The sequence below is a fragment of the Paenibacillus sp. FSL H3-0286 genome (assembly GCF_045040705.1).
Lineage (GTDB): Bacteria > Bacillota > Bacilli > Paenibacillales > Paenibacillaceae > Paenibacillus_AQ > Paenibacillus_AQ odorifer.
This window is the reverse complement of the sequence record NZ_CP150285.1, coordinates 2,232,943-2,258,437: the sequence shown is the minus strand read 5'-3', so window position 1 is coordinate 2,258,437 and position 25,495 is coordinate 2,232,943. Positions and strand designations below refer to the sequence as shown.

Here is a 25,495-nt window from a genome sequence, read left to right as displayed (position 1 = left end):
CCTGTTCTATATCAGATCCAGCCTCTTAATTGTTCATATTCCACACAAGCCTGTAGGAAAGCACCCACACCTTTTTGGTCGTTAGTGACAATAGGCTCGCTAATGTAATAAGCGAAAGTACCGTCACGTTGGTCCACTCCACCTAATCCGGCTACTTGGCAATTCTTATTTAAATTGACCCATTCTTCTTTGGTTTCAAGTACAAACTCCGAGATAAGTCCTTGGTAAGCCAGATCTAATGTTTCGTACCATCCAGCGTTTAACACGCCTAATCGGATACCTTTAGCCATGGCATACACGATCATACTTGAAGCAGAGGCTTCAAGATAATTTCCTTTGCGTTCCCCTAGATTCATCACTTGATACCAGACCCCGGATTCCTTATCCTGATATGTCTTCACCGCAGTTAAGGTATCATTTAGTATTCGTACCAGCTCGGGATAATCTGAGTGCTCATTAGGCAGCAATGCCAGAACATCAACTAAAGCCATGAGATACCAGCCAAGTGAACGGGCCCAAAAGTTAGGCGAAAGTCCTGTTTCAGGGTCGCACCAAGGTTGAATACGCTGTTCATCCCATGCATGATATAGCAGACCTGTTACCGGATCTTTCGTATGCTTCTCACACAAGATAAATTGTTTGGTTACATCCTCAAGTCCCTGCCCTTCTTCAAAAGCTAGCAAGTAGGCTAAATAAAAAGGAGCGCCCATATAAATTCCATCTAACCAAATCTGATAGGGATATATATTTTTATGCCAAAAAGCACCTTCCGAGGTTCGCGGATGGGTCTCAAGTTGCTTTCTAAGTAAAGCAGCCGCTTTTTTATATTTTTCCTGCTTCGTTTCTTTATATAGAGTCAATAATAATTTTCCGTTGTTAATATGATCGATATTATGCTCCTCTAGGTGGTAGCCCTTGACACTGCCATCTTCCTGAATAAAGTAGTCCATATTATCTTGAATGAACTGCAGATACTTCGAATCACCGGTCTGCTTCCAAAGCCATTCAAAACCGTTCAATACCACGCCATAATCGTAGGTCCAGCTTCCTTTGTAGCCTTTATCTTCATAAAGCTTCGGTGTCCGCGCCATAATAGAGTCTGCCGTTTGAATTGCCCACTGTGATTTCTTCATCCCAACCCCCAAAATATTTATAAATTTAAGAGCTCAAAAACTAAAAATAGGTTCAGCCGATTTAAGGATTCTTTGCACATAAAATAATACGACTTGATTCTCTGCAATCTCAGAGAATCAAGTCATTGTTTAGTAAGGATACCGAGCGATTCACTCTTGAAGCATTGACTGTATTTCAACACAAGCCATCACCAATGCGCCCACACCATGCAGATCATTTTTAACCTTAGGCCGAGTCACGTAACTCTCGTAATCTCCAGCTGAGGTACCGATACAAATGTCCGGCAGAACTAATCGGTTATGCTCATCCCACTGGATTACTTTGGTTAACCCTTCATATCCTTTTTTAGCGGCAGCTGTAGCGATAGTCACATCACTTACAACGCCATGCTTCACGGCTTTGGCAATCGTATAGACGAACAAACATGACCCTGAAGTCTCCAGCCAATTATCTGGCTCATGTCCCTTATCTACGACTTGATACCAAAGTCCACTTTTTTGATCTTGGTAACGAATAAGTGCATCCACAAAATCTCTCAGTGTAGTAGAAAGCTCTGTCCGGGCTGAATCATGGGAAGGTAACAGATCCAGAAATTGCGATAAGGCGAGACCATACCATCCTAATGATCGGCTCCAGAACTCCGGTGAACAACCCGTCTCCGGATTCGACCAAGGCATCCGCCGGCTCTCATCCCAGGCATGGTATAACAAACCCGTTGTCTCATCCTTCATATGCTTGCGCATTAACATTTCCTGATGAAGGACCGTTTCACGCAAGCTTGGTTCATCGTAGACATTAGCATATTTCAAGGAGAATACGCCTGCCATATAAAGTCCATCCAACCACATTTGGTTGGCGTACTTATCCTTGTGCCAATACCCGCCCTCAGAGGTTTTATTTAGTGTGAGCAGTAAATTCCTTAGCTTCTCTGCTGCAATACGATACTTTAGTTTGCCTGTCCGTTCATAAAGAGTGAATAGTAGCTGTCCTGCTTGAACCGCATCCAGCTCATCACGTGCAAAATAAAAGTTCCCGTATTCATCCACCAAATCATCTACATATTCCTGAATATAGTTGATATAACGGTCTTCTTGATAAGCATTCCACAAAAGCTCCATGCCACACAGAAATACACCCTGATGATAGTGCCATCGATGCGCGGGGGGAAGCTCTCCCGCCCTGTAAGTATCCATTAGTGAATCGCAAGCTTTTTTTGCCCACTCTATCGGCGTTGTAGGTATCTGTACAGTCATCTCGAAGCTCCTCCCCTAAGTATAGTCTCTCTCTTTCTTGCTAGCCCTTCATAGAACCCAACATGGCACCTTTGGCAAAATGCTTTTGCAGGAACGGATACACACAAACTATTGGTAAGGTAGCTACAACGATAACAGCCATTTTAATTGATTGATCTGGCGGTGGAACAGCAGCATCCAGTGTAGCGCTGTGATCCATACCGCTGGCAAGGACGACAATTTGTCTGAGCAGAACCTGTATTGGCCATTTCGCACTATCATTCAAATACAGAATCGCATTCATGTAGGTATTCCAATACGTTACCGCATAGAACAATCCGATCGTCGCTAACGCAGGTAAGGATAGTGGCAATACAATCCGAAATAATATTCCAAAATCGTTACAACCATCAATTTTGGCCGATTCCTCCAAACCTTCAGGTATATTTTGGAAAAAGTTTCTCAGAATGATCATATTAAAGGCACTAATCGCTGACGGTAGAATCAGTGATGCGTACGTGTCAATTAGTCCTAATTCCTTCACCACGAGGAACGTTGGAATCATCCCACCATGAAAAAGCATGGTGAACACAACCATGAAGTTAACCACTTTACGACCATCCAGATCTTTTCTGGTAAGAGCGTAGGCCATCAAAGAAGTTATAAACAAACTAAAAATAGAACCAATTGCCGTGACACCAATGGAAACACCCATGGCTTTAAATATTGTATTCGTCGAAAAGATGAACTTGTACGCTTCCAGACTCCATACCTTTGGAATCAGTACAAATTTGCTAGAAGCTAGTTCTGCACTCGTTGTGAAAGAGCCTGCTACAACGTGAACAAGGGGAAGCACAGTAATTAAAGCAATGATCGCAAGCAGCGTAAAGTTTATAGCAGAAAAGATTCTACCACTGATTGTTTTATCTTCTACCATTTCGATTCCTCCCACAAAATATCAATAAACGCCTTCTTCTCCCATTTTCTTGGATAATTTATTCACCATCATCACCATTACAAAGCCTACAATCGATTTAAAGAATCCAATAGCTGTACTGTAACTAAACTGCCCCTGTCTCAAACCAGCAGTATATACATACGTATCGATAATTTCCGCAACTTCTCGATTCATGGAGTTAAGTAGCAGATATACATGTTCAAATCCAAGATCAAGAACGGAACCAATTTTCAGAATAAATAATGTAATAATTACGCCTCTAATCGCTGGAAGAGTGATATGCCAGACTTGTCTAAGTCTTCCAGCTCCGTCCATACGCGATGCTTCATAAAGCCCTGGGTCAATCGCAGCTATGGAAGCTAGATAAATAATCGTTCCCCAACCTGCTTCTCTCCAAATCACCTGAATAATATACATGGGCCTGAACCATCCTGGATTAAGCAGGAAATTGATTGGTTCAAAGCCAAAATAGACAAGCAGCTCGTTGATAATCCCTCCATCCATCGTGACCATTACATAAGAAATGGAGACGATGATAACCAATGACAGAAAATGGGGCAAATAGAAGATCGTCTGAAAGGTTCTTTTGAAAAAGCTGCCTTGAAGTTCATTTAACATCAGGGCAAGAATAATCGGCATCGGGAAATAGATAAGAATATTTAATCCGAAAAGAATAAGTGTGTTCACTAATATATTTAAGAAATCCGGCTCTGTGAACAACCTGCTGAAATGCTTCATCCCTACCCAGTCACTACCGTTGATCCCTTGATAGGGTTTGTAATCCTGAAATGAGATAATTAATCCGTACATTGGAAGATATTTAAAAATCAAAAAATACAGTACTCCCGGAGTTAGCATGACGTAGAGCCATTTATTTCTCCACAGCCGCTTTTTCAGTTCGCTGCTGCTTTTATAAATTTCAGGCTTAGGATTCATTTGAGGAGCTGAGCTGGGCTGTGCGGTGACTTCCTGCATGATATTCTTCCTTTCTCCTTCTTTATTCAAACACGATATTTCTGAACCCCGTGAGGAATAGAAAAGGTTGTTGAAACAAGATCAACAACCTTTTCAGCTACAATTTGTCGCTTAACTATTCGAGTACGGGTTACTATTTTTTGTATAACGCGTTGTATTCTTCAATAATCTTATCTCCACCACGGCTCTTCCAGTTCTCTACTTCCTTCTCAAATCCAGCCTTGTCAATCTGACCATAAATATATTTATAGGTTGCATCTGTAATAATCTGTTGAAGCTCTACGCCTTTTTCTGTATAGGTAGCCGAATCCATAGCAGCTGTTGGATCCGCTACACCAACTTTGACATTCTCAAGAACCAATTGATCTGCATGAATTCTTCCTGGCAGCGTGTTATAGTTCTCGTACATTCCATTGGTTTCAGCTTCGCCGATAACACTGTCCTTATATCCCTTTACTTCACGTTCAATCAATTCTTTGTCGTCAGTAGCTTTTGCTTTACCGTCTTCAACGGTATAGTGAGTACCTTCAATTCCCCAATACATCAAATTAGCTACTTCTGGGGTCATCATTTGATCAAAGAAAGCAAGAATCTTCTTCAGCTCTGCCTCATCCTTGACAGCAGATTTCGGGAACAAGACAACATTGTTATAGCCTGGAATCATCCATTGAGCATATTTTCCATCTGGACTTGCAACCATACTATGCGCATCCAAAACAGCGTCAGGGTTATTCTTAATAGTATCTTTATTGAGGGAATCAATATCTTGCATGGAGCCCCCAATATAGAGTCCACCCTTTCCAGCCTTAAACATATTTACTGCATCCGTTTTACTGGTGGCAGCGAAATCTTGATTAATGTATCCGCCATCACGAGCTTTTTTGAAAAAATCCATTGTGTCGAAATATTCATCGAAGGTAAATTCAGGCGCTAATTTGCCATCCTTCTCACCCCAGGTATTCGGTGTTCCGAACCAAGACGAAACAGTTTTGAAAGCTCCATAGGTCAACTCATTACGGTCAATAATACCGGTAGTATCTTTCTTTCCATTACCGTCTGGATCTTGTTCTGTGAAGGCTTTAGCCATTTCAAATAATTCATCTACATTAGCTGGTGCAGCAAGTCCTAATTTATCTGCCCAGTCTTTGCGGTAAATGATCCCTTGGCGTGCAAGTGGACGCCCGATATATAGGGTATAAAGCTTGTCATCTACTTTCGTGTTATTAAGAATTTCTGGTTTCAATTTGCTCAAATTCGGAAATTCGCTTAATAGTGGACCGATTTCCCAGAATTGTCCGTCTTTTATCGCTTCTTTCATCTGAATGAAGGTTGTCTGATTCTTCAAATATGTTACTTGCGGCAATGAACCCGTTGCAAAAGATGAATTCAGTTTTTCTTCATAAGTATCAGCCGGAAAAAATTGATAAGTCAGCTTCGTGTTGGTCAATTTCTCAAGTTCATTCTTAATCGTATCAGGCGGAGTCTCTGATGTATTCAATGGAAGCATGATTTTGATTTCTGTAGGTTCCTCTTTAGGTGCTTCAGTCTCTTCCACCTTCGTAGTGTTCTCTGCACTTGTAGTTGGGGCTGCTGCTTCTTCTTTGTTATTGTTGTTACCACCGCATCCAGCTAACAATGTGCTGAATGTTAACAGTGCTGTTAACAACATGGTGAAGGATTTCTTCTTCATACCATTTTGACCTCCATAATTTGTATTGGTTACGAGTTCCACGTTACATCGTCGGCAAGGTTACGAAAACAATCATTTCCCCATAACGGCGCGTTCTGAAAGGGATCTGAGCAAATGATTATCGGGATATCGCAGCACAAAAAAAATCCACCGCATTATCCGCAGTGGATCAAAACCTTTTTAACCTATTTACTTTTCTGTCCCAAACTCAGCCTCAGCATATTCCTTAATAATAAGATTGCCTCCACGAGCTCTCCATTTCTCAACCTCTTGCTGGAATCCCTCAACGGTAATGTTACCTAATATATAGTTATATGTAGCATCCACAATGATTGTAGATAACTCCATATTCTTCTCATCAAAAGTAGATGAGCTCAGAGAAACTGTCGGGTCATCAACCAGAAAAGATTCATTATCTTTACTCAGCTGATCTGCTAGAGAGGTTAATTGCTCCTTCTGAGCCACTTCCATAATGTTTTTATTACTAATGTCCGCAATCATTAAAGCATATAGCGGATTCACTTCCTGTACCCGCAGTTGTGAGGTTTCCTCGGGAAGGATAATTTTTCCGCCTTCAAGCTTATAATGCCGCCCCTCAAAGCCATACATCATTATATTGGCTACATCTTTATCCATGGTCCGATCAAAAAATCCAAGCACCTGCCGAAGCTCCTCCTCTGTGGCAATGGACTTTTTGGAAAAGAGATACAGTCCGTTGTAATTGGGGATAGACCACACTTTATATCCATCAGGCCCCTCGATACGATTGATCAGCGTAAGTTCAGCCTTTGGATTGTATGCTTGAGCTTCAATTGACAACCGCTGCACATCAGTCATGCTGCCAATAAACACACCAGCGATACCGTTAATGAATTTATCGCGTTGAACCTCTTTACTGGTAAGAGCAAAGTCCTGATTTATGATTTTTTCATCATATAATTTCTTCATAAAATTCATTGTGTTCATATACTCCGCTGTTACGAATTCCGGAACAAATTGATGATTCTCTAGCTTCCAATTATTTGGTGTGCCAAAATAAGAGCTTAGTGTCTTAAATACACCATAAACAAGATCATTACGATCGACTAATCCAAGGGTATCTTGTTTGCCATTCTGATCCGGATCGTTATATGTAAATTGCCTCATTACTTCATATAGGTCATCTAAGGTCTGTGGATTGCTCAAATGAAGATTGTCCAGCCAATCCTTACGTATTATGACACCCTGTCTGGAGGAAGGGCGTTCTGTATACAGGCCGTAGATCTTACCATCAACAGCGGTCTGCTTAAGAATAGCGGGGTCCAGTGCTTTAAGATTGGGGAACTCCTGAAGATATGGGCCGATCTCCCAAAATGCTTCAGAACGGATGGCGTTTTTCACCAGATTATAGTCTGAGAACTTCACAAAGGTGACTTTTCTCAAGGAATTAGTGGTCAAAGCTGTGTTCATTTTATCGGTATAAACACCCTCAGGCACCCACGTGATATCAAGCTCCACCCCTGTTAATCTTTCGATCTCAGCTATAATCTTTTTTGAAGGCTGCTGTGGAAAATGAAGGGGTGCCAAGATGGAGATGCTCGGGCGAGCTTCTTGCAGTACAGAACCAGCTGACTTTCCATCACTGCAAGCGCTTAACATAGGGAAAACAAGCATGAAAAATAAGCAGCAACAAAACGTTGCCCTTCTACACATAAATTGTCTAAACATTTCTACAGCCTCCTAAGGTATTGTAAGGATTTTCACCCTACAGCTTGAAGATTTTCCATTTTGTAGTCATAATTAGGGTTAATGATTATTGCAGAACGAGATGATTATTGTTATTTTCCACCAGGTTTCATACACTAAGAACAAGTGTCTACTTCTACATAAGTAAAGGTGCTGAGTCCCGTGAGACCATTAAGCTTTTTAAGTAAATTAACGATTTTTGCCTTTGTAATTAGCACGTTGCCGGTGATATTCATCGGTTCTTTTTCCTATTTCACATCATCTAATGAGATCCAAAAGAACGTAAACAACAGTAAAATGGAACTTATATTACAAATCACCTCAAATGTAGAACATAAGTTAACAACTGTCAATCAAACATTAAACCAAGTGATCAACTCTAGTGTATTAAAAAAAGCACTAAATAACCCTTTAAGTGAAACCGATTTCATTTTATATAATGATTTAAGAAACGAAATCCGTAATATGCAATCCTTCGATACGAAACTTGAGGATGTCATCCTGCTCAATCAGCAGCAGAACTGGATGATCAAAAATTCAGGCGTCTACCGTCTGAATGAATACAAAAACCACGCGCAACTCTCTAATCTAATGAATATAGCTGACGATACTTCATGGATTTTGAATCCATCGTCCTTATTTTATAGCGAGGAGAGCATTAACGTCACTGGCTGCAATTACAGTATCAGTCTTATCAAAAAGCTTCCCACCAATAAGCTGCAAAAATATGGGCTTGCCCTAGCTAATATTCCGGTCTGCAGTCTTCAGGATTTCATTAATTCAGATGTGCAGCCACTCGATGACATTATCGTTCTGGATCAAGCTGGCCGCTTCCTACTCCATCCGGATACCAGCTTAATCGGAAAACCTAAAGAGCAAGGCGGATTTAAAGAAGTCCCTTTAATCTCTGATCCTTCTAAACAATCCGGACAGTTCAAGACTGTGATCAACAAAAAGAATTACTCCGTCACTTTCATGCGTTCTCAGTTAAATGGCTGGGTTTATCTATCGGTTACTTCCATGGAAAGCTTGACGAAGGAGTCCAATAAAATCGGTATGTTTACGATAATCGTGTGTACCATTATGCTCTTGTTCTCCATTCTTCTGGCCTGGATCGGCTCCAGGCGTATGTACACCCCTATCGAAAGACTGCTTAATCAGATGGGCCAACGCAAACCGGATATTAAATCGAGACATCGCAATGAATTTCAGATTATAGGAGAACAAGTTCATTCTTTGTTCCAATCCAAATCACAGCTGGAAAAAGAAGTCCGGCAACACTTTCAGCAGGTTCGTACGTTTTTTCTGATCAATGCCTTCCACGGCAATGTTAAGAAACGTGATTTGCTCGAAGAATTAGGGCAATTCGGCTACCAAACCCAGCTTGAAGAATGGAAAACCATGGCAGTAATTACGTTGTCTATTGATTATGCCGAGGATTCCAGCTATGAGAAAAAAGATCTCAGCCTCTTATTGTTCGCTGCCCACAATATGATCGAAGAATTAATCTGTCCTGAACAACGGCTGGCTCCAGTGATCATGGACCATGCGGTAGTCGTATTATTGGGCAGTCCAGACTGCGATACCCAGTCTTTTCATAAGACACTGTATTCGTTAACGGAGAAGCTGCAGCAAGAAATAAATAATTATCTAAAGGTGCAGGTGAGTATTGGGCTGAGCCTGCCCTTCAACGCCTTCGATAAACTAGCCATCGCCTACAGAGAAGGTCTTGAAGCACTGAAACATCGCATTAAGCTTGGCAAAGGCGTTATTATTCAATATGAGAACATTAACTCCGGCAAACATTATCTGAACTTGAACTACCCTACGCATAAAGAAAACGATCTAATGGATGCTATCAAGCTGGCTGAAACGGATAAAGCCAAGGAACTGATTCATTTGCTTTTTAAATCTATCTTTGCCCTAGAGCTTTCACCACAGGAATATCAAATCCCGTTGACCCGCTTACTCAATAACTTGCTCATTATGATGCAGGAATCGGGCATTAGCTTAAATCAGATCTATCATGCTAATGGCTCAATTTTTGAGGAATTACATGACCTTCATACCGTGGCTGAGATTGAGGATTGGTTCTGGAGCATGGTCATTTACCCGATGATCAAAATTTTTATCAGCAGGCAAAATGCCCAATACCAAAACATCTCTGAGAAAATCATTGATCTGATCCAACATGAATATGATACGGATCTAACCTTGGAAGAATGCGCTTCACGGCTGCATTACAACGCCAACTATATCAGCAGTGTCTTCCGTAAGGAGACCCAATACTATTTCAGCGAATATTTAACGATGTACCGATTTAAAATGGCAAAAAAATGGCTGCAGGAAACCGATATGCCGATCAAAGATATTGCAGCCAAATTAAGATACAACAATTCTCAAAATTTCATTCGATCTTTCCGTAAACAGGAAGGGATGACCCCTGGACAGTACCGGGATAACAATACAGGCACTAAATCCAAACCAACATTTGACGAATCTATGTAAAAATCACAAAAAAATCGTTCAAGGCCGAATCTAAAAAAAAAAAGAGTCTCTCTTTTTTTCGGAAAATATGTTAACGTGTGCATATAACCATTTAGGGAGGAATTTGAACGCAATGTTGAACTTTCGTCTAAATACTAACCGTGTAGAACAAGATGCGATTTCTCAGGAAACCTCACTACTCACCCTCTATCCGCTCGAGACGGATCACCCCCGTCCTTTTATATTGGTATTGCCTGGTGGAGGTTATCAGCACTTAGCCAAACATGAAGGAGAACCTGTAGCTCAATGGCTAAACAGTCTAGGTATTCATGCAGGTGTACTAGATTATCAGGTCGGAGATTTCAACGTCTCTTCTTTGTTAAATGATGTTGAGGAAGCTCTCAAATGGATTAGGGAAGCACCCAAAGCTTGGAATGTGATCTCAGACAAAGTAGGGATGATTGGATTCTCGGCAGGAGGACACTTAGCTTCTATCTTTTCTACCACTAGAGCAGAGAAACCAAACCTTCTTCTATTAGGTTACCCTGTAATCACTTTCCAAGAGCCCCATTCGCACAAGGGAAGCCGGCTACATTTTCTTGGAGACGACCCATCACAAGCGGAGCTTGACTCCTTTTCCTCAGAAGCCCAGGTGGATTCACTCACACCTCCAACCTTTATCTGGACAACAGCGAACGATGCCAGCGTTCCCGTGGAGAATAGTCTGTTGTTCGCCTCTGCCCTGTCTAATCAGGGAATTCCTTTTGAATTACATATCTTTGAAGAAGGGCGGCATGGTTTAGGGCTTGCAAAAGAACACCCTCATTGCCAGCAATGGCTTTCCCTTGCTGAGAATTGGTTAAGAGAACGCCAATACGTTAAAGGAGAAGAAGACCTTATGAGACAACAACTATTTATTGCAGGCGATTCCACTGCGGCCATTAAAGGCGCTGGAGAAAAACCTATGACCGGCTGGGGAGAATACCTGCAAAGTTATTTTCGGACTTCTATTCAAATCCAGAATCGTGCAATTAATGGTCGAAGCACCAAATCGTTCATAACAGACGGCCGCCTCGATGCTATCAGAAAAGACTTCCAACCCGGCGACTACCTGTTTATTCAATTTGGACATAACGATGAGAAAAAAGAGGATCCATTACGTTACACCGATCCTGAAACCGAATATCGCCATAATCTCATTCAATATATAGATGCTGCTAGGCAGCTAGGGGGGACTCCGGTTCTGTTAACCTCTGTAAGTCGCCGCCGCTTTAACGCCGATGGAGAGCTGGACCCGTTTGCTGTAGGTGCTTATCCCGAGGTAATGAGACAAGTGGCTGAAGAAACGCACACTCCGCTACTTGATATTTTCCCAGCCTCGCAAGCGCTCTATCGTTCATTAGGCGAAGAGGAATCCAAGAAGTTATTCATGCATTTGCCAGCGAAAACACATCCCAATTACCCAAATGGGGTTACGGATGATACTCATTTCTCAGATGAAGGTGCCCGGGAAATTGCTAAACTTGTGGTTCAAGCTCTTAAACAAAATACAGCCTCATCTCTATCAAACTTACAACAACTTTTATAAGGAGTGATCAAAGATGTCTCTAATTAAAGAAGTTATTACGGAATACTATCGTATCCCTTTGCCAGAAATCATGGAGGATGCTAAACATGGCTTGCATACTCATTTTGAAGTTCCCATTGTCAAAATTAGAACGGATGACGGTCGTGAAGGTGTAGGTTATACCTATACTGGCGGATTTGGCGGCAAAGCGATCTGCTCACTAATTGCTAATGAATTAACACATATCTTAGTTGGCAAAGACGCCAGCTGTGTGGAAAGTATCTGGGAGCAGATGAACTGGGGAATACATTATGTTGCTCGCGGGGGCTTGGCTAGCTTCGCCATTGCGGCATGTGACATTGCGTTATGGGATTTACGTGCAAAGAAAGCAGATGAACCTCTCTACAAACTTCTGGGTGGCGCAAGCAATGAGGTCAAATGTTATGGTGGAGCGATTGATTTAAACTTCCCATTAGAAAAGCTCCTGCGCAACAATCAAAAATACTTAGATATGGGCCTCCAGGCTGTCAAAATTAAACTAGGCCAAAAAACATTAGCTGAAGATGTGGAACGAGTGGCTGCGGTACGCCAATTGGTCGGCCCGGATGTAGCCTTTATGGTCGATGCCAATATGAGCTGGAGTGTGGAAAAAGCGATAAAAGCCGCACGTGAATTTTTGAAATACGACATTCTCTTTTTAGAAGAACCAACGATTCCGGAAGATTATGCCGGCTATGCACGGATTGCTGAAGAAACAGGAATGGCCGTTGCAGGCGGAGAGAACTTGCGCACATTAACCGAATTCCATCACATGCTGCAATATGGTCATGTTGATTTTCCTCAACCTGATGCTTCCAATATAGGCGGAATTACGGGCTGGTTAAAGGTAGCTCACTTAACACAAGCCTATAACCTTTCCGTTTCCACACATGGAATGCAGGAATTGCACGTTAGTTTGTTAGCAGCTATGCCAAATGCAGGTTATCTCGAAATGCATAGCTTCCCTATCGATCAATACACTACACGTCCGCTAGTGATTAATAAAGACAATGGGATGGCAGTTGCGCCAGAAGTAACGGGCACTGGTGTTACCTTTGACTGGGACAAATTAGCACCTCACAAACAACAATACTAATAGGAGCGATCGGTCATATGAGCATTCCCCTTCAACTAGGTGTTCGAGCACATGATTTCACACAAGTTCCATTGCAAGAGTTAATTGAGAAGATTAAGTCCTATCATTTCACTCATATCCAGTTCGCACTTAAGAAATCTTTTCCTGATAGTGCCCCTAGCCTGACGGCTATAAGCCCTGGAACAGCCAGCTATTATGGCAATGCCTTTAGACAGGCAGGTATTCAGATTGCGGTTCTGGGCTGCTATGTAAATATTGTAGACACCGATCCTCACAAACGGGCGCAAGCGTTAGCCGCGTTTAATACCCATCTGCGCTTGGCCAGAGATTTCGGCGCTAGTCTGGTAGGTACGGAAACCGGAAGCGTGGGACTTGGGTATACCATAGATAATTTTACAGAAGAAGCCTTCCAAGAGGTGGTGGCATCAGTTAAGGCCATGGTGGCGGGGGCCGAACGTTTTGGTGTGACGATAGGAATCGAAGCAGGACTTCATCATCCGCTGTACACCGCGCCCTTAACCCGCCGACTTCTGGATGAAGTCCCTTCTAACAATCTTCAGGTCATATTGGATTGCGCAAATCTAATGTCGCCTACAAATTACTTGCATCAAGAAGCTATTATTACGGAGGCTTTGAAGCTTCTAGGAAATCGAATTGCTGTCATTCATTTAAAAGACTTTATCGTCCAAGAAGGAGCCATAAAAATAGTCCCTGTAGGTCAAGGGTGGCTAGAGTTTGAGCCGATCCTTCGTTATATGAAATATGAACGTCCTCATATTCAAGGAATCCTGGAAAGCACTCCTGAGTCACATTTAGGAGAAAGCATTACCTTTTTGCAACAGATATACGAATCCTTGTAGGGCTTCATCCCATTAAAACTAATAAATCCACTGCACACCTCTTTATCTTACCTGGCGCAGTGGATTTTTATATTCTGTTTAACATCCGTTTGACCTCCATCAAATAATCGCCTGTTATGATCAGGGCATCAAGAGTACCTGGGAGGGGTTCCATGCGTCTTGCTTTATTCACGGACACATTTCTTCCGCAAACCAACGGAGTTTCACGTACGCTTCAACGATTAACCACCCATTTGAAAGAGCGCGGTATTGAACATCTGCTTTTCTCACCAAAATCTGCTCCTGAAGACAGTTATGCCGATCCCATACGTCCCATTACCAGCATCCCCTTTTTCTTATACCCTGAATGTAGACTCGCACTGCCCAATATGTCCTCTATCCAATCAGAGCTGAAAGCTTTTCGTCCCGATCTGCTTCATATGGCAACTCCGTTCAATATCGGTCTCTGCGGCCTTCGTTATGCGCGCAAACATGATCTGCCCCATGTCGCCTCCTATCATACCCATTTTGACCGCTATCTTGAATATTACCGGATGAAAAAAATCGCTCCGCTCTATTGGAAATACATGAAATGGTTTCACCGCTCCTGTGATGCCACCTTTGCACCATCCTATGAAACCCTCGATTCCCTCCAAACTCAAGGCTTTCCTCGCCTGAAGCTATGGTCCAGAGGCATCGACTGCCAGCAGTATACCCCCAAAAAACGCAACCATGCGGTCCGTGAGCGCTACGGAATTACCGCACCGTTACTGCTTCTATATGTGGGAAGGATCGCCCCTGAAAAAGATATACAGACGCTTGCTCTCGCCATGCAGCAATTGCCCGAATCTATGCAATCTCAGGTTCATTGGCTGGTCGTTGGAGACGGTCCCCTTCTGCCGGAAATGCGGGCACAGGCGCCGCATAATGTCACGTTTACAGGCTATAAACATGGTGACGAGCTTGCCCAATTATATGCCTCAGCAGATCTATTCGTCTTCCCTTCCAGTACGGAAACCTTCGGTAATGTTGTCCTTGAGGCTATGGCCTCGGGACTGCCTGTCCTCGCAGTAAATGAAGGTGGGGTGAAGGATCTGGTCAAACCCGGCCGCACAGGAATGATTGTCGAGCCCCGCTGCCCGGATGCTTTTATTCGTGAGATTTGTGCTTGTGTAGAGCACCCTCAAAAGCTAGCTGCTATGGGGCATGAAGGCCGACAGCTGGCACTCGGCCGCTCTTGGGAGAATATTTTTGATGGACTCATCCGCGATTATGAAGAGATCATTGAGAATAGGCGTTATGATCTTATACCGGCTTTACTACCATTAATATAATAATGACGATAGTAAGTACATGAACCGCCGCTTCTAGCGGAGCGATCTTGTTCATAGCGGTAGTATAACCATCAGGAATTTCTTCCCCTTCGCTGGTCATTACGAGCTGGGTTAGCTTTTTCAATCGGGGCTCAACCATTCCAATAATAATCACTTCGATCACGATAAAAAATAATAACGACAGATTTAACCACAACACCGACAAGCCCATTTTATCTATGATCATTAACAAAATACCTGTAACGATCAGGGTGATCCCACCTGTCTTAGGGAATCTGTTTATTTTCTTCATAAGACCAAATACAAAACGAAGCTGACTGCCTGTCTTGGCTGAGCTTGTCAGTATTGGCAGCACAAAAGCTGGTCCAATTCCCACTATGGATGCTATAACATGTATAACTACCACAAGCTTTGAGATCATATGCGTCAAATCCATATTTACAATCCCCCCTATCATTCGTTGTTTAGATTCATATGAGGCTGATAGGAGAATTAGTCTTGCAGAATCCTTTAAATCTTAGATAATCTTAAAAAAGCGCCTAGCCGGATATCACCGACTTAGGCGCTTTTTTAACAAATATTCAGTTATTTTACCGTAACTTTCATGATCGCACTCTCATTTACCCCTTGATCATTCAACAGTTCAGCCCGGTATTCATAGACGCCTGGAGAACGGTTAGTGATAGAAGTAGAAGCCGTTTGTGCGTTTGGGGTGCCCGCTGTTAAAGTCTGAGTATCGATCAGTATTCCGTTCTCATACAAGCGATACTCATTGCCGTTCATCCCCCACCATAAATTCATGGTCACTTTATACTCTCCATCGCCATCCCAGTTGTCATTGGACAACACCGGCTTAGCTGGTGCAGCATCCTTCACGATAACCACATGAGCAGCAGACACCGTTGTGCCAAAAGAATTGGTTAGCTCAGCCGTATAGGTGTAGGTTCCGTTTTCTTTTCCGGTAATATTAGTCACTGCAGTCTGTGCAGCTGGGGAATCATCACGTAAGGTTTGCGTGTCGATTAAGGCACCGTTCTCATATAGCTTGTAGACCGTACCATTATTGCCCCACCACATATTCATTGTGATTTGGTAATCCCCGTCCAAAAGTCCTGTATCCTGCCCATTATTATTGGATAGAACCCATTGCCCCGGAACACCTGTAGCCTTCTGAGGTCCACTTACGAACACAATCACTTGTTCTGTCGTCGAAAGTCCAGCGTTATTAATGGCTGTTGCGATGAACGTATGCGCTCCCGCAAGCCCTGTGAGTGGAATCTCATCTCCATAAACGACAGGTTTACCATCAAAAGTAATATCCAGACTGCGAATACCAGACTCTGGATCTTCCGCTACGACCTGCACCTTCAATACATCCGTTTCACTCATTTGAGCAGAAGGTAAACCAGAAATCGTAGGTGGTGTAGTATCTTCAGTTTCTCCCGGTGAGCCTACATATTGAATTTTTGGAGCCGCTGGTTGTTCCATCCCTTCACCAAGAAAGAATCCAGAGTGCGGAGGTTGATTATAGCCTACATTTTGCCAAGCTACTGCCAGGCGGTAGATCGGATCATGCATCAATGTGCGAATACGATAATCTGTCATATCCGTTGTTGTGTAGATCCGTAGTTCAGAACTGTCCGTTGCCCGCCAGATCACTTCTTCACGCCAATCCCCGAACAGATCTGCCTGCAAGCTTGGATTCGCCTTGGTGCCATTATTTGAAGAAGCACCTACAGCCGTCAATAAGTTAACCGTTGTCTGATTGGTATAGTCCCACTTATCCACTCGATTCGCATCCAGTAATTCACGTAAAAGATCACCATCCCACCAAATACCAAAATTCGTGGAGGAAGGCAGTTTTTTAGTGATTAGTTCCCCTTGCGCACTGTATAGGCCCGTAACAGGTATATGCTCCTCATTGGTGATCGTTGCAGCCCATACCTCTTCGCCAGCATATCGCGGATCAATATCTGCTGACATTCCCCGTCCAGTATCAATCCCCGTGAATACACCCCATAATATTTCTCCTGTAGCTGCATCACGCATTTCAATCCCATACTTCGAATCGGTATGCTCATGAACATCAAAGACTTCCAGCCCGGGTCTGGTAGGATCAAGGTCCCCGAAATGAATTGCATCACCATGGCCAAGCTTTGTATTATACAGCGGCAATCCGTCATCGTCGATTGCCATCGCGCCGAAGGTTATTTCGTCCTTGCCGTCGCCGTCCACATCGCCTACAGAAAGATTGTGGTTTCCTTGACCAACATAGTCTCCATATCCTTCATCATTAGAATCGAAACGCCATACTTTCTCGAGCTTGCCCTCGCGATAATTGTAAGCTGCAAGTACGGTTCTAGTATAATAACCGCGGCTAAAAATCACGCTTGGCTGCTCGCCGTCTAAATAAGCTACAGCTGCCAAAAAGCGGTCTACACGGTTACCATAGGTATCCCCCCAAGCGCCAACATCTCCACGTGGCGGATCATAATCAACGGTATCCAATGCCCGGCCTGTTGCCCCTTCGAACACCGTTAAATATTCATTGCCCAGCAGCACATAACCCGAACTGTTACGATAGTCTGCACTGGCATTGCCGATGACTTTTCCTTGACCGTCCACTGTGCCATCTGCCGTCTTGATCATAATTTCGGCACGTCCATCACTATCCAGATCATATACCAGGAATGGAGAATAGTGTGCGCCGGCACGAATATTAGGCCCTAAATTAATCCGCCATAAGCGAGTTCCATCTAATTTATAAGCGTCCATATAGACAAGTCCAGTATACCCTGCTTGAGAGTTATCCTTGCTGTTCGAAGGTGACCACAACATGATGATTTCATATACACCATCACCGTCCAAATCACCTACACTTGCATCTCCCGCACTATACGTATACGGTTGACCATCCTTGGTGTAATCATCTGCTGGCTTCTGCAAAGGGATCGATAGATATTGCTTCCGCCATACGCTGAATGGTTCCGAAGCAGATTTCTCGATTCCATTGATTACTGATGTGATTCTATATTTGGCATCCTCCGTGCCTGTAATATCGAGATAGTTCGTGTTTTGAGTAATCAACGAATCATTTAGTTTCTTATCGCCACGATACAGATTGAATCCTATCGTTTCCGGATCCAGACCTAACATCCGCCAGCTGATATACACACCTTCATCTGTCTTAACCGCTACAGGCGCACGATCCAGCGCCTCCATCTTCCGGTATAATGTTGTCACCGCTGAGGTTTCCAACGTAGCGGATAGATCAGAGATGCCGCCTGCATTTACCGAGGCTACTTTGTAATAGTAAGGAATCGTAGTCAGAATGGTCGTGTCTGTGTACGAAGCTTCGAATGATTTGCCGATCAGGATGAACTCACCGTCCGCGGATTTCGCACGATAAATGTTGAACATCCGTGCATCCGGTACCTCATTCCAAGTAAAGGTCACATCATTTTTGTTCGTAGATTGTACAGCTAGACCACTAGGTACGGGTGCTTTTGCTACGGAGGGATCAATCATAGACACTTTTAGCGCATTAGAGCCTACGGATTCCAGTCCCGTGCTGTCGACCGAAGTTACCGTATAGATATATTCCATACCAATATCCGCAGTGGTATCTGTGTAGAGCGGCTCTATTGTCTCGCCCAGCAGCTCTGCACTATTCGCAACCGTAGCCTGACGATATACACGGTATTTCAGCGCACCCTCCATACTATCCCAAGAAAGATTAGCAGTGATAGGCTCACTGTTTAAATCCAGGCTACCCAGTTTCAGATTCGTTGGGGCTAATAATAACGGTGTGATCTCCAGCCCATTGAGATGAGCGGTTGTGCCACTAAAGACAAGATTCATCTGCCCGTCTTTGACAGCAATCTGGTTATACAGCTTCTCAGCAATATTTTCCTTACCTGAGGAGACTGTTCCGTAATCTTTGCCTTCAATGGCTACATTCGTCTTGGCAGATCCAATCCAATCTCCTGTATAGGTCTTAACAGAATAATAACCATTGGGTAAATCAACTTTGAATTCATACGATCCTCCAAAATAAATCACAAAATCTCTGCGCAGATCGTCCGTCGCATTTCCCCGATCCCGATCAATCATCCCTGCACTCGAGGTCAAACCATATCCACGTTCTGGGGTATACAGGACATTCACATTCACTTCCGTATAACCCGCAGCAACGGGTGAACCAACAGGTCCAAAATCATAACGATACTGAGCGGATTTCGTAGTCAGCTTCACTTCATCTGAAGGCTCAGACTCTCCTAGCCCGTTCACTGCAGTCACTCTTACCGAGTAGCTTTGACCTTCAACCAACCCGCTTAATGTCAATGAAGGGACAGTTGAAGTTCCCGCTAATGTATAAGCAGATTCGGCTTCTGCCGCTAGCTTACGATAGATTTTATAGATATCTGTACCTTCTACTTTATTCCATTTCAATACTGCACCTGCATTACTGATACTCCCAGCTACAAGACCTTCAGGCTTCACAGGCACCGTTTCCGGCTGTTTGATGTCCTGCACAAAGCTGGAGAGTGGAATATTTAATTCCCCTATTCCTTTGGCCAGCAGACGGGCCATTTGAATGGCTCCGTATTCTTGAAAGTGAGTATCGTCTGTCGAGCCATTTGGGAAAGCACCATATATCCCTGCATCGAGGTGAAGGAATACAGAGCGTGTAGCTGCAAAACCGATAGAATTGTAAAAAGCTACACTGAGTGCGCTAAGATCGACCAAATCAACATCAAGTTCACTTGCTACCTCTTTCATAGCCTGCACATATTCTGGAAAGCTCACATTGAATTTTTCGCTCGCAGCATTATAATCTCTGCGCCCCATGGGGGTCACCAGAATCGGAGTTGCTCCTCTTTGCCTAGCTCCATTGACATATGTTTTTAAATAAACTTTGTAATCGGCTGGAGAAGCATATCGGTCTGGAACACTAATCGTTGCGTCATTATGACCAAACTGGATCAGGAAATAATCACCCGGTTGGATCTTACGCAGCACTTCATCCAGCCTTCCCTCGACAATAAATGACTTAGAGCTGCGTCCTCCGATAGCGTGATTCTTAAACGTTACTTCCTCGCTAAAGAAATCAGGAATCATTTGTCCCCAGCCTGCCTGTGGTATCCAATAAGGATCATAAGTCTGCACGGTTGAATCACCCGCAATATAAACTGTTGGCAATTCATTAGCAGGACGGTCTGGCTGCTTAGTAATCACCAGTGCATTGATATTTGGCTTAGTGCCAGAGAACACCAAGTTCATTTGTCCATCCACCAAAGCGATGTCAAAGCTCATTTCCAAATACTGGCCTGCTGTTTTGCTCGTCTGTTGAACTTTTTGAATGGATTCGACTTTGATGCCAATCTCTGTATCTCCGGCGCTGTCACCAGCGATAAGTGACACTGTATAATCGCCATTCGGTAAATCTACATTAAAAGTTGCATCCTTAGGGACCACAAAATCTGATCGCAAAGGATCTGAGGTTCCTCGGTCTACCCCAGTTACTTTCGATATATCTGTAAATCCATATTTAACCTCAGAGGAATAAGATACCCCTGCATCTACCTTAAGATAACCTTCAGCCACAGCACCCGGGCCAAAATCAAAGGAATAAACATCCCCTTCTGGCAAAGTTCCAGGAGGCGAATACACAGCGCTTTCCACCATGTTAGATAGCTCTGATTCGCCTTGGTCATTGGCTGCCTTCACCCCATAATATTGCCGTTTTGAGGTGTCCGCTGAGGCATCCGTAAATGTCGTCTTCTCTGACTGACCAATCTCATGGAATGTTCCATCTGCTGAATCAGACCTTAAGATCGTATAGCGGCTAGCTCCAGCCACACTGTTCCAATTCAGTTGAACAGAACTTACACCAACACTGACAATTGAAAGACCGGTTGGTGCTGTGGGAACCTCTACCCCCGGAATTTTGTCTACGGTCACAGATGCGCTCAAAGCAGACTCCTCACCCTTTCCATTTACTGCTGACACATTGTAAATGTAACCACTGCCTTCATTTACATCTGAATCCACGTAGCTGTTAGCAGCAGCTTGACCTATGGCTTGAAGGCTTCCACTAGGAAGAACCGTTCGATAAATATTGTAATAGACTGCTTCGGTCACGCTGCTCCACCCTAGAGATACCTCAGTGGGAGTGATATTATGAACCACTAATCCCTCAGGGGCTTTCAATGGACCTGGTACAATCTGCTGAATAATTAGTCCATTTAAATATCCGCCAACCCCTGTACCCGTAATGCCGACGGTCAGTTGACCATCTTGAACAGTCGTCCGATAGGTAGCTTGATTTACAGCTTGCTTGCTGCTTATCGACCCAGCCGTGCTACCTTCCAAAGTAATCGTAGTTTTGGTTGTACTTGTACCCGCTAGTAAATCTCCTGAGTATACAGTCACATCGTAATCCCCATTAGGAAGATCCACTAAAAAAGAATAGGACAGTCCCAATACAAAATCGTTGGTCATATCGTCTCCACCCGAGCGATTCCTCGAAGCAACCGCCTGATCTAAACCATACCCTAGCTCATTCGTATATAATTCAGATTCATGCACGCCTGTATAACCACTCATAACAGGACTTGTTGCTGTTCCAAAATCATATTGCAAGGTTATTGGGCCTGAAGCTGCACTGGCCTGTTGCCCCCCAAATGTTGTAGATGGAAGTATTGATGAACAAATGAAGATCCACGACAATAACACCATAAATATTTTATTTCCAAGTTTATTCCTCTTCATCTTCCGTGCTTCACCCGCTTTCTTATGATTGAAAGAACTTAGTACGCATCTAGCCCCGTTGTAGTAAACGCTTACAATAAGCTTCGTTGTCATTCGTTCTTCAAATATAAGTTCACTTCGTGCGCGTATCCCCTCCTCTTTGCTCAGGAAGCTGGATGGTAGCTGATTCCAGTTTCACTCATATCCAACACGATACTACCACCTAAGTGTCACTCTGAACATTTAAAAAACAGATTTTATCATACACTAAACCGTTCAATTTCTTCGCCTATAGTTATAAAAACCTACGATTTGGGAAGAAGTTAGGACAGAAGAATCAGTGAGGGGACACCCGCTTTTGAGATTACGACAACAGTTTTGCTATTCCTTCATCCTTAACCATTCGCTTCTGAGCAATCCATAGGAATAAGTATCATGCCAGATTGGCTCTCCATTACTATCGTATTTAAAATAACCCGTCTGCAAAAAATGTCCTTCTCGACGAAGCTTCAATCGTTCGAGCAGTTTCCATGAGTGTGTATTTTCGGGATCACAGTTCGCAATCACACGTCTCATTTTCAGATTATCAAAGCCATAGTTTAACAATTGATTACAAGCCTCTGTAGCATAACCTTTTCCCTGAAAATCAGGGTTAAAAACATATCCAAATTCCCAAACGCCAAAAACCTTTGGTTCGCTCGCTTGAAAATATAAGTTGCCGATCATTTTTGTCGTAGATTTAAGACAGACTGCCCAAAAAGCCCGGTCCGATGACCGTCTGAGCGCCTCAGTGCGAGATTCATCTGCATTAAACACGGAATAGGGCTCATATTTCACAACACTTTCTTGCGACAAATATTCATGAAGGTCTTTCCAATCCTCTGCTGAGAACCTTCTAATCCATAAACGTTCGGTTTCCATAATTTCCATCAGAACAACACTTCCCCAATATTAATAGTAAATATATACCATACACCCCATAATACCCCTATTCCTTTTTTATTTCATATGAGCAAAATCATTTCACAAACAGCAAATAGGCCTCCTTGGATTCCCAAGAAGGCCTATGAATGTTTCTCTATATCTTAACTCTGCTTAAACTGCCACCTGACGCAAATAATCGTTCGATATGCTTCTGAACGGTTGGGTCCGGGATCAGTGGCGGGGCTTGATGGGGTTTTACCCGAGCATCAATAATCACGTTATCACAGGACCAATGTTTATACTCAGTAGAACTGTTCACTCCATAGATATCATGAGATGGATTACTGCGGGTGAACGTCGCCCATAGGAAGTTATCGATCTTTTCACTCAAAAACTCGCTATCATCACACAAAATAATCATTGGGCAAGAAGGAAGTGACCCTTGCTCCTGAATAGCTTCACTAAGCTTGTTCATTTCCAGTGCTGCTTCAGCGTAGCTTGTGAATTTAGCACCTTGAAGGGCAACAAGACCAGGCATCACCATTCGTGCATGTTCAAATCCCTGTAATTCTTTCAGCAGGCCTGGCACCTCTGTACATAGCTCTCTTTTCTTATCCCCTACTGCTGCAAAGATCACTTTACTTCCGCTGTTTAATCCTGTGCCGGAATAATCAAGCGTATCAATCGTGGTATTGGTATAGAAATGAATATCTCTATGAAGATTAATCCGCTCTAAGATATACGTCAAGAAATCCTCGATATTATGTGTGCTGATAGGCTGATTCTCTTCTGCTGTAATAAACAAAAACTTAGCTAAACTAAGCTGACCCGTCCCTAAAATCCGGTTAGCAATGGTCAGAATTTCCGCTGGCTGCTTTACTTGCTGATAAGGCGTATAACGTTCACTGCCAATGGCGAACAACAGGGGATGAACACCCGCAGCATCGACTGCATGAACTTCTTTGACGCCCGGAATTTCTTGGCGGATAGCCCCACCTGTCAGCTCGTGAATTAACTCCCCAAACGCGGTATCCTCCTGTGGTGGCCGGCCGACAACCGTAAATGGAAAGATTGCATTTTTTCTGGCGTACACTTTATGTACTCTCATTACTGGGAAAGGGTGCACCAAGCTATAATAGCCTAAATGATCGCCAAAAGGCCCCTCCGGCTTCGTCTCACCAGGGTGAATTTCACCTGTTATCACAAAGTCCGCATCATTGCTGATACAATAACCATCCACATAGCTATAGCTGAAATGACGTCCTGAAAGTAATCCTGCAACGATCATCTCACTCATTCCCTCAGGCAAAGGCATAACCGCCGATAAGGAGTGAGCAGGTGGTCCACCGATAAAACAACTCACTTTAAGCGGTTGTCCTTGGCGGTTCGCTTTTTCCTGATGTACGCCAATGCCGCGATGAATTTGATAATGAATGCCCACTTCTTTATTTAATTCATACTCATTTCCAGTCAGCTGCACACGGTACATTCCCAGATTGGAGTTCATAATGCCCGGCTTGTCCGGATCTTCTGAATACACCTGCGGCAAGGTTACAAAAGCACCACCATCTCCCGGCCAATGTGTGATTAGCGGAAGATCAGAGATACTAATTTCCTGAAAACCGCTTGGCAGACCCCCTGGCTTTTTAATAGGCAATGCTTTTCTCGCGGATAATCCGGTACCAACATATTTAAATGGATTTTTGAGTGCTTTTACGGGATCGTTGCGAAGGGCAATTACGTTATGTGTGGAGTCCCAAGTACGCCGAAAGATAAACTTACTGCGCTCTAACGTTCCAAAAAGGTTAGATACGGCCCGAAACTTCGAGCCTTTTACATTTTCAAATAATAATGCAGGTCCGCCAGCCTCATAAACCTTTAGGTGAATCGCCGCCATCTCTAGATAAGGGTCCACTTCTTCATGAATACGAACTAAATGTCCGTGTTTCTCTAAATCATTAACACACTCTTCTAAATTGCTATATTTCATTTCATTACTCCGATCTCTAGAAGGTTATTACAAGATTACTTGGATGCTTTAATTATACCCTGTAAGATATTAAAATAAAGCGCACGCGTACCCTATGTACTAGAACCTAACGTCTTTATCTTGTATTCTCTGGTTTCGGTTCACTCCGCAATATATTTTTAGCAGGAATACCTACAGCCGAAGCGTTATCCGGCACATCCTTTACCACGACAGACATGGCCCCGATATTAACATCGTTACCAATGACAACCGGTCCAAGAATCTTGGAGCCTACTCCAATAAAAGCTCTGTCTCCAATCACTGGCTCTCCTAAGTTATTTCTCCCGCCAATAGTCACTTGATGAAAAATAGTAGCATGGCTTCCAAGCACCGCTTTAGGACTAATGATAATCCCATTTAAACCATGCGGTAAATGAAGCGCGTCACCAATTTGAGCTTGAGCGTGAAGCTCGCCATTCGCAAGAATACGGACAAAAAGCACATCCATTATCCGATACAAAAGCCACAAAGGTTTTCGCACGATGCCATTCTTCACTCGATAATACACCCAATTTCCATAACGATAAGTAAACAAGGCCATAATCGTTTGAGGATTTTTCAGATTTGCTTTCCAGTCCGTTTTGAATGATTTCATCATTTTATCGTTCTCCTTTTTAGGGGCTAGGGTATGCACTGTATTCTGGAGTAATGAAGGCAACTGTGGATAAAACATCTGGGAGGATCGCGGGCTGGAGGGTCAGTCGGTGATTGTA

General features: G+C 43.3%; 16 protein-coding genes. 5 read left to right on the top strand and 11 right to left on the bottom strand.

Features of this window, described 5'->3' with window-relative positions; genetic code table 11:
* Window positions 1-11: 11 nt before the first annotated feature.
* The 6 genes from MHB37_RS09630 to MHB37_RS09605 all read right to left on the bottom strand — a co-directional run bounded on the left by MHB37_RS09630 (window position 12) and on the right by MHB37_RS09605 (window position 7,696).
* Window positions 12-1,133 carry a glycoside hydrolase family 105 protein gene (locus MHB37_RS09630; RefSeq protein ID WP_076191237.1) on the bottom strand — a complete coding sequence of 374 codons (1,122 nt, stop codon included), beginning with the start codon at window positions 1,131-1,133 and terminating at the stop codon, window positions 12-14.
* Between the two features lie 150 nt (window positions 1,134-1,283).
* Window positions 1,284-2,387 (bottom strand): glycoside hydrolase family 105 protein, encoded by a 1,104-nt coding sequence (locus MHB37_RS09625; protein ID WP_076124980.1) that lies wholly within the window; start codon window positions 2,385-2,387, stop codon window positions 1,284-1,286.
* 40 nt (window positions 2,388-2,427) lie between these two features.
* On the bottom strand, window positions 2,428-3,303 hold the full coding sequence (locus tag MHB37_RS09620) for a carbohydrate ABC transporter permease (RefSeq protein WP_036679255.1): 876 nt from the start codon (window positions 3,301-3,303) through the stop codon (window positions 2,428-2,430).
* 21 nt (window positions 3,304-3,324) lie between these two features.
* Window positions 3,325-4,299, bottom strand: a complete 975-nt coding sequence (locus MHB37_RS09615; protein WP_036679252.1) for a sugar ABC transporter permease — start codon at window positions 4,297-4,299, stop codon at window positions 3,325-3,327.
* A gap of 133 nt (window positions 4,300-4,432) precedes the next feature.
* Window positions 4,433-5,989: an extracellular solute-binding protein gene (locus tag MHB37_RS09610; protein ID WP_076191234.1), complete on the bottom strand. Its 1,557-nt coding sequence runs from the start codon at window positions 5,987-5,989 to the stop codon at window positions 4,433-4,435.
* A gap of 189 nt (window positions 5,990-6,178) precedes the next feature.
* Window positions 6,179-7,696, bottom strand: a complete 1,518-nt coding sequence (locus tag MHB37_RS09605; RefSeq protein WP_081387802.1) for an extracellular solute-binding protein — start codon at window positions 7,694-7,696, stop codon at window positions 6,179-6,181.
* Between the two features lie 180 nt (window positions 7,697-7,876).
* On the opposite strand from MHB37_RS09605, the gene MHB37_RS09600 reads away from it, so the two are divergent.
* The 5 genes from MHB37_RS09600 to MHB37_RS09580 all read left to right on the top strand — a co-directional run bounded on the left by MHB37_RS09600 (window position 7,877) and on the right by MHB37_RS09580 (window position 15,076).
* A complete protein-coding gene (locus MHB37_RS09600; protein WP_076184310.1) occupies window positions 7,877-10,222 on the top strand; it encodes a helix-turn-helix domain-containing protein in 2,346 nt (781 codons plus the stop codon).
* Between the two features lie 112 nt (window positions 10,223-10,334).
* Window positions 10,335-11,789 (top strand): GDSL-type esterase/lipase family protein, encoded by a 1,455-nt coding sequence (locus MHB37_RS09595; protein WP_076191232.1) that lies wholly within the window; start codon window positions 10,335-10,337, stop codon window positions 11,787-11,789.
* Between the two features lie 13 nt (window positions 11,790-11,802).
* A complete protein-coding gene (locus tag MHB37_RS09590; protein ID WP_076124972.1) occupies window positions 11,803-12,903 on the top strand; it encodes a mandelate racemase/muconate lactonizing enzyme family protein in 1,101 nt (366 codons plus the stop codon).
* A 17-nt stretch (window positions 12,904-12,920) separates the two neighbouring features.
* Complete coding sequence (locus MHB37_RS09585; protein ID WP_076191229.1) at window positions 12,921-13,763, top strand: sugar phosphate isomerase/epimerase; 843 nt, start codon at window positions 12,921-12,923, stop codon at window positions 13,761-13,763.
* A 152-nt stretch (window positions 13,764-13,915) separates the two neighbouring features.
* A complete protein-coding gene (locus MHB37_RS09580) occupies window positions 13,916-15,076 on the top strand; it encodes a glycosyltransferase family 1 protein (protein WP_076191227.1) in 1,161 nt (386 codons plus the stop codon).
* Here MHB37_RS09580 and MHB37_RS09575 read toward each other — a convergent pair.
* From MHB37_RS09575 to MHB37_RS09555, 5 genes are all read right to left on the bottom strand, one after another.
* Window positions 15,048-15,512 (bottom strand): DUF2269 family protein, encoded by a 465-nt coding sequence (locus MHB37_RS09575; protein WP_232061246.1) that lies wholly within the window; start codon window positions 15,510-15,512, stop codon window positions 15,048-15,050. The two genes, MHB37_RS09580 and MHB37_RS09575, sit on opposite strands and share 29 nt — an antisense overlap.
* 149 nt (window positions 15,513-15,661) lie before the next feature.
* Window positions 15,662-21,850: a fibronectin type III domain-containing protein gene (locus MHB37_RS09570; RefSeq protein ID WP_405169176.1), complete on the bottom strand. Its 6,189-nt coding sequence runs from the start codon at window positions 21,848-21,850 to the stop codon at window positions 15,662-15,664.
* 360 nt (window positions 21,851-22,210) lie between these two features.
* A complete protein-coding gene (locus MHB37_RS09565; protein ID WP_179086275.1) occupies window positions 22,211-22,759 on the bottom strand; it encodes a GNAT family N-acetyltransferase in 549 nt (182 codons plus the stop codon).
* 148 nt (window positions 22,760-22,907) lie between these two features.
* Complete coding sequence (locus MHB37_RS09560) at window positions 22,908-24,743, bottom strand: UbiD family decarboxylase (protein ID WP_076191224.1); 1,836 nt, start codon at window positions 24,741-24,743, stop codon at window positions 22,908-22,910.
* Between the two features lie 115 nt (window positions 24,744-24,858).
* Window positions 24,859-25,380 carry a serine O-acetyltransferase gene (locus MHB37_RS09555; protein ID WP_036679239.1) on the bottom strand — a complete coding sequence of 174 codons (522 nt, stop codon included), beginning with the start codon at window positions 25,378-25,380 and terminating at the stop codon, window positions 24,859-24,861.
* Window positions 25,381-25,495 lie beyond the last annotated feature (115 nt).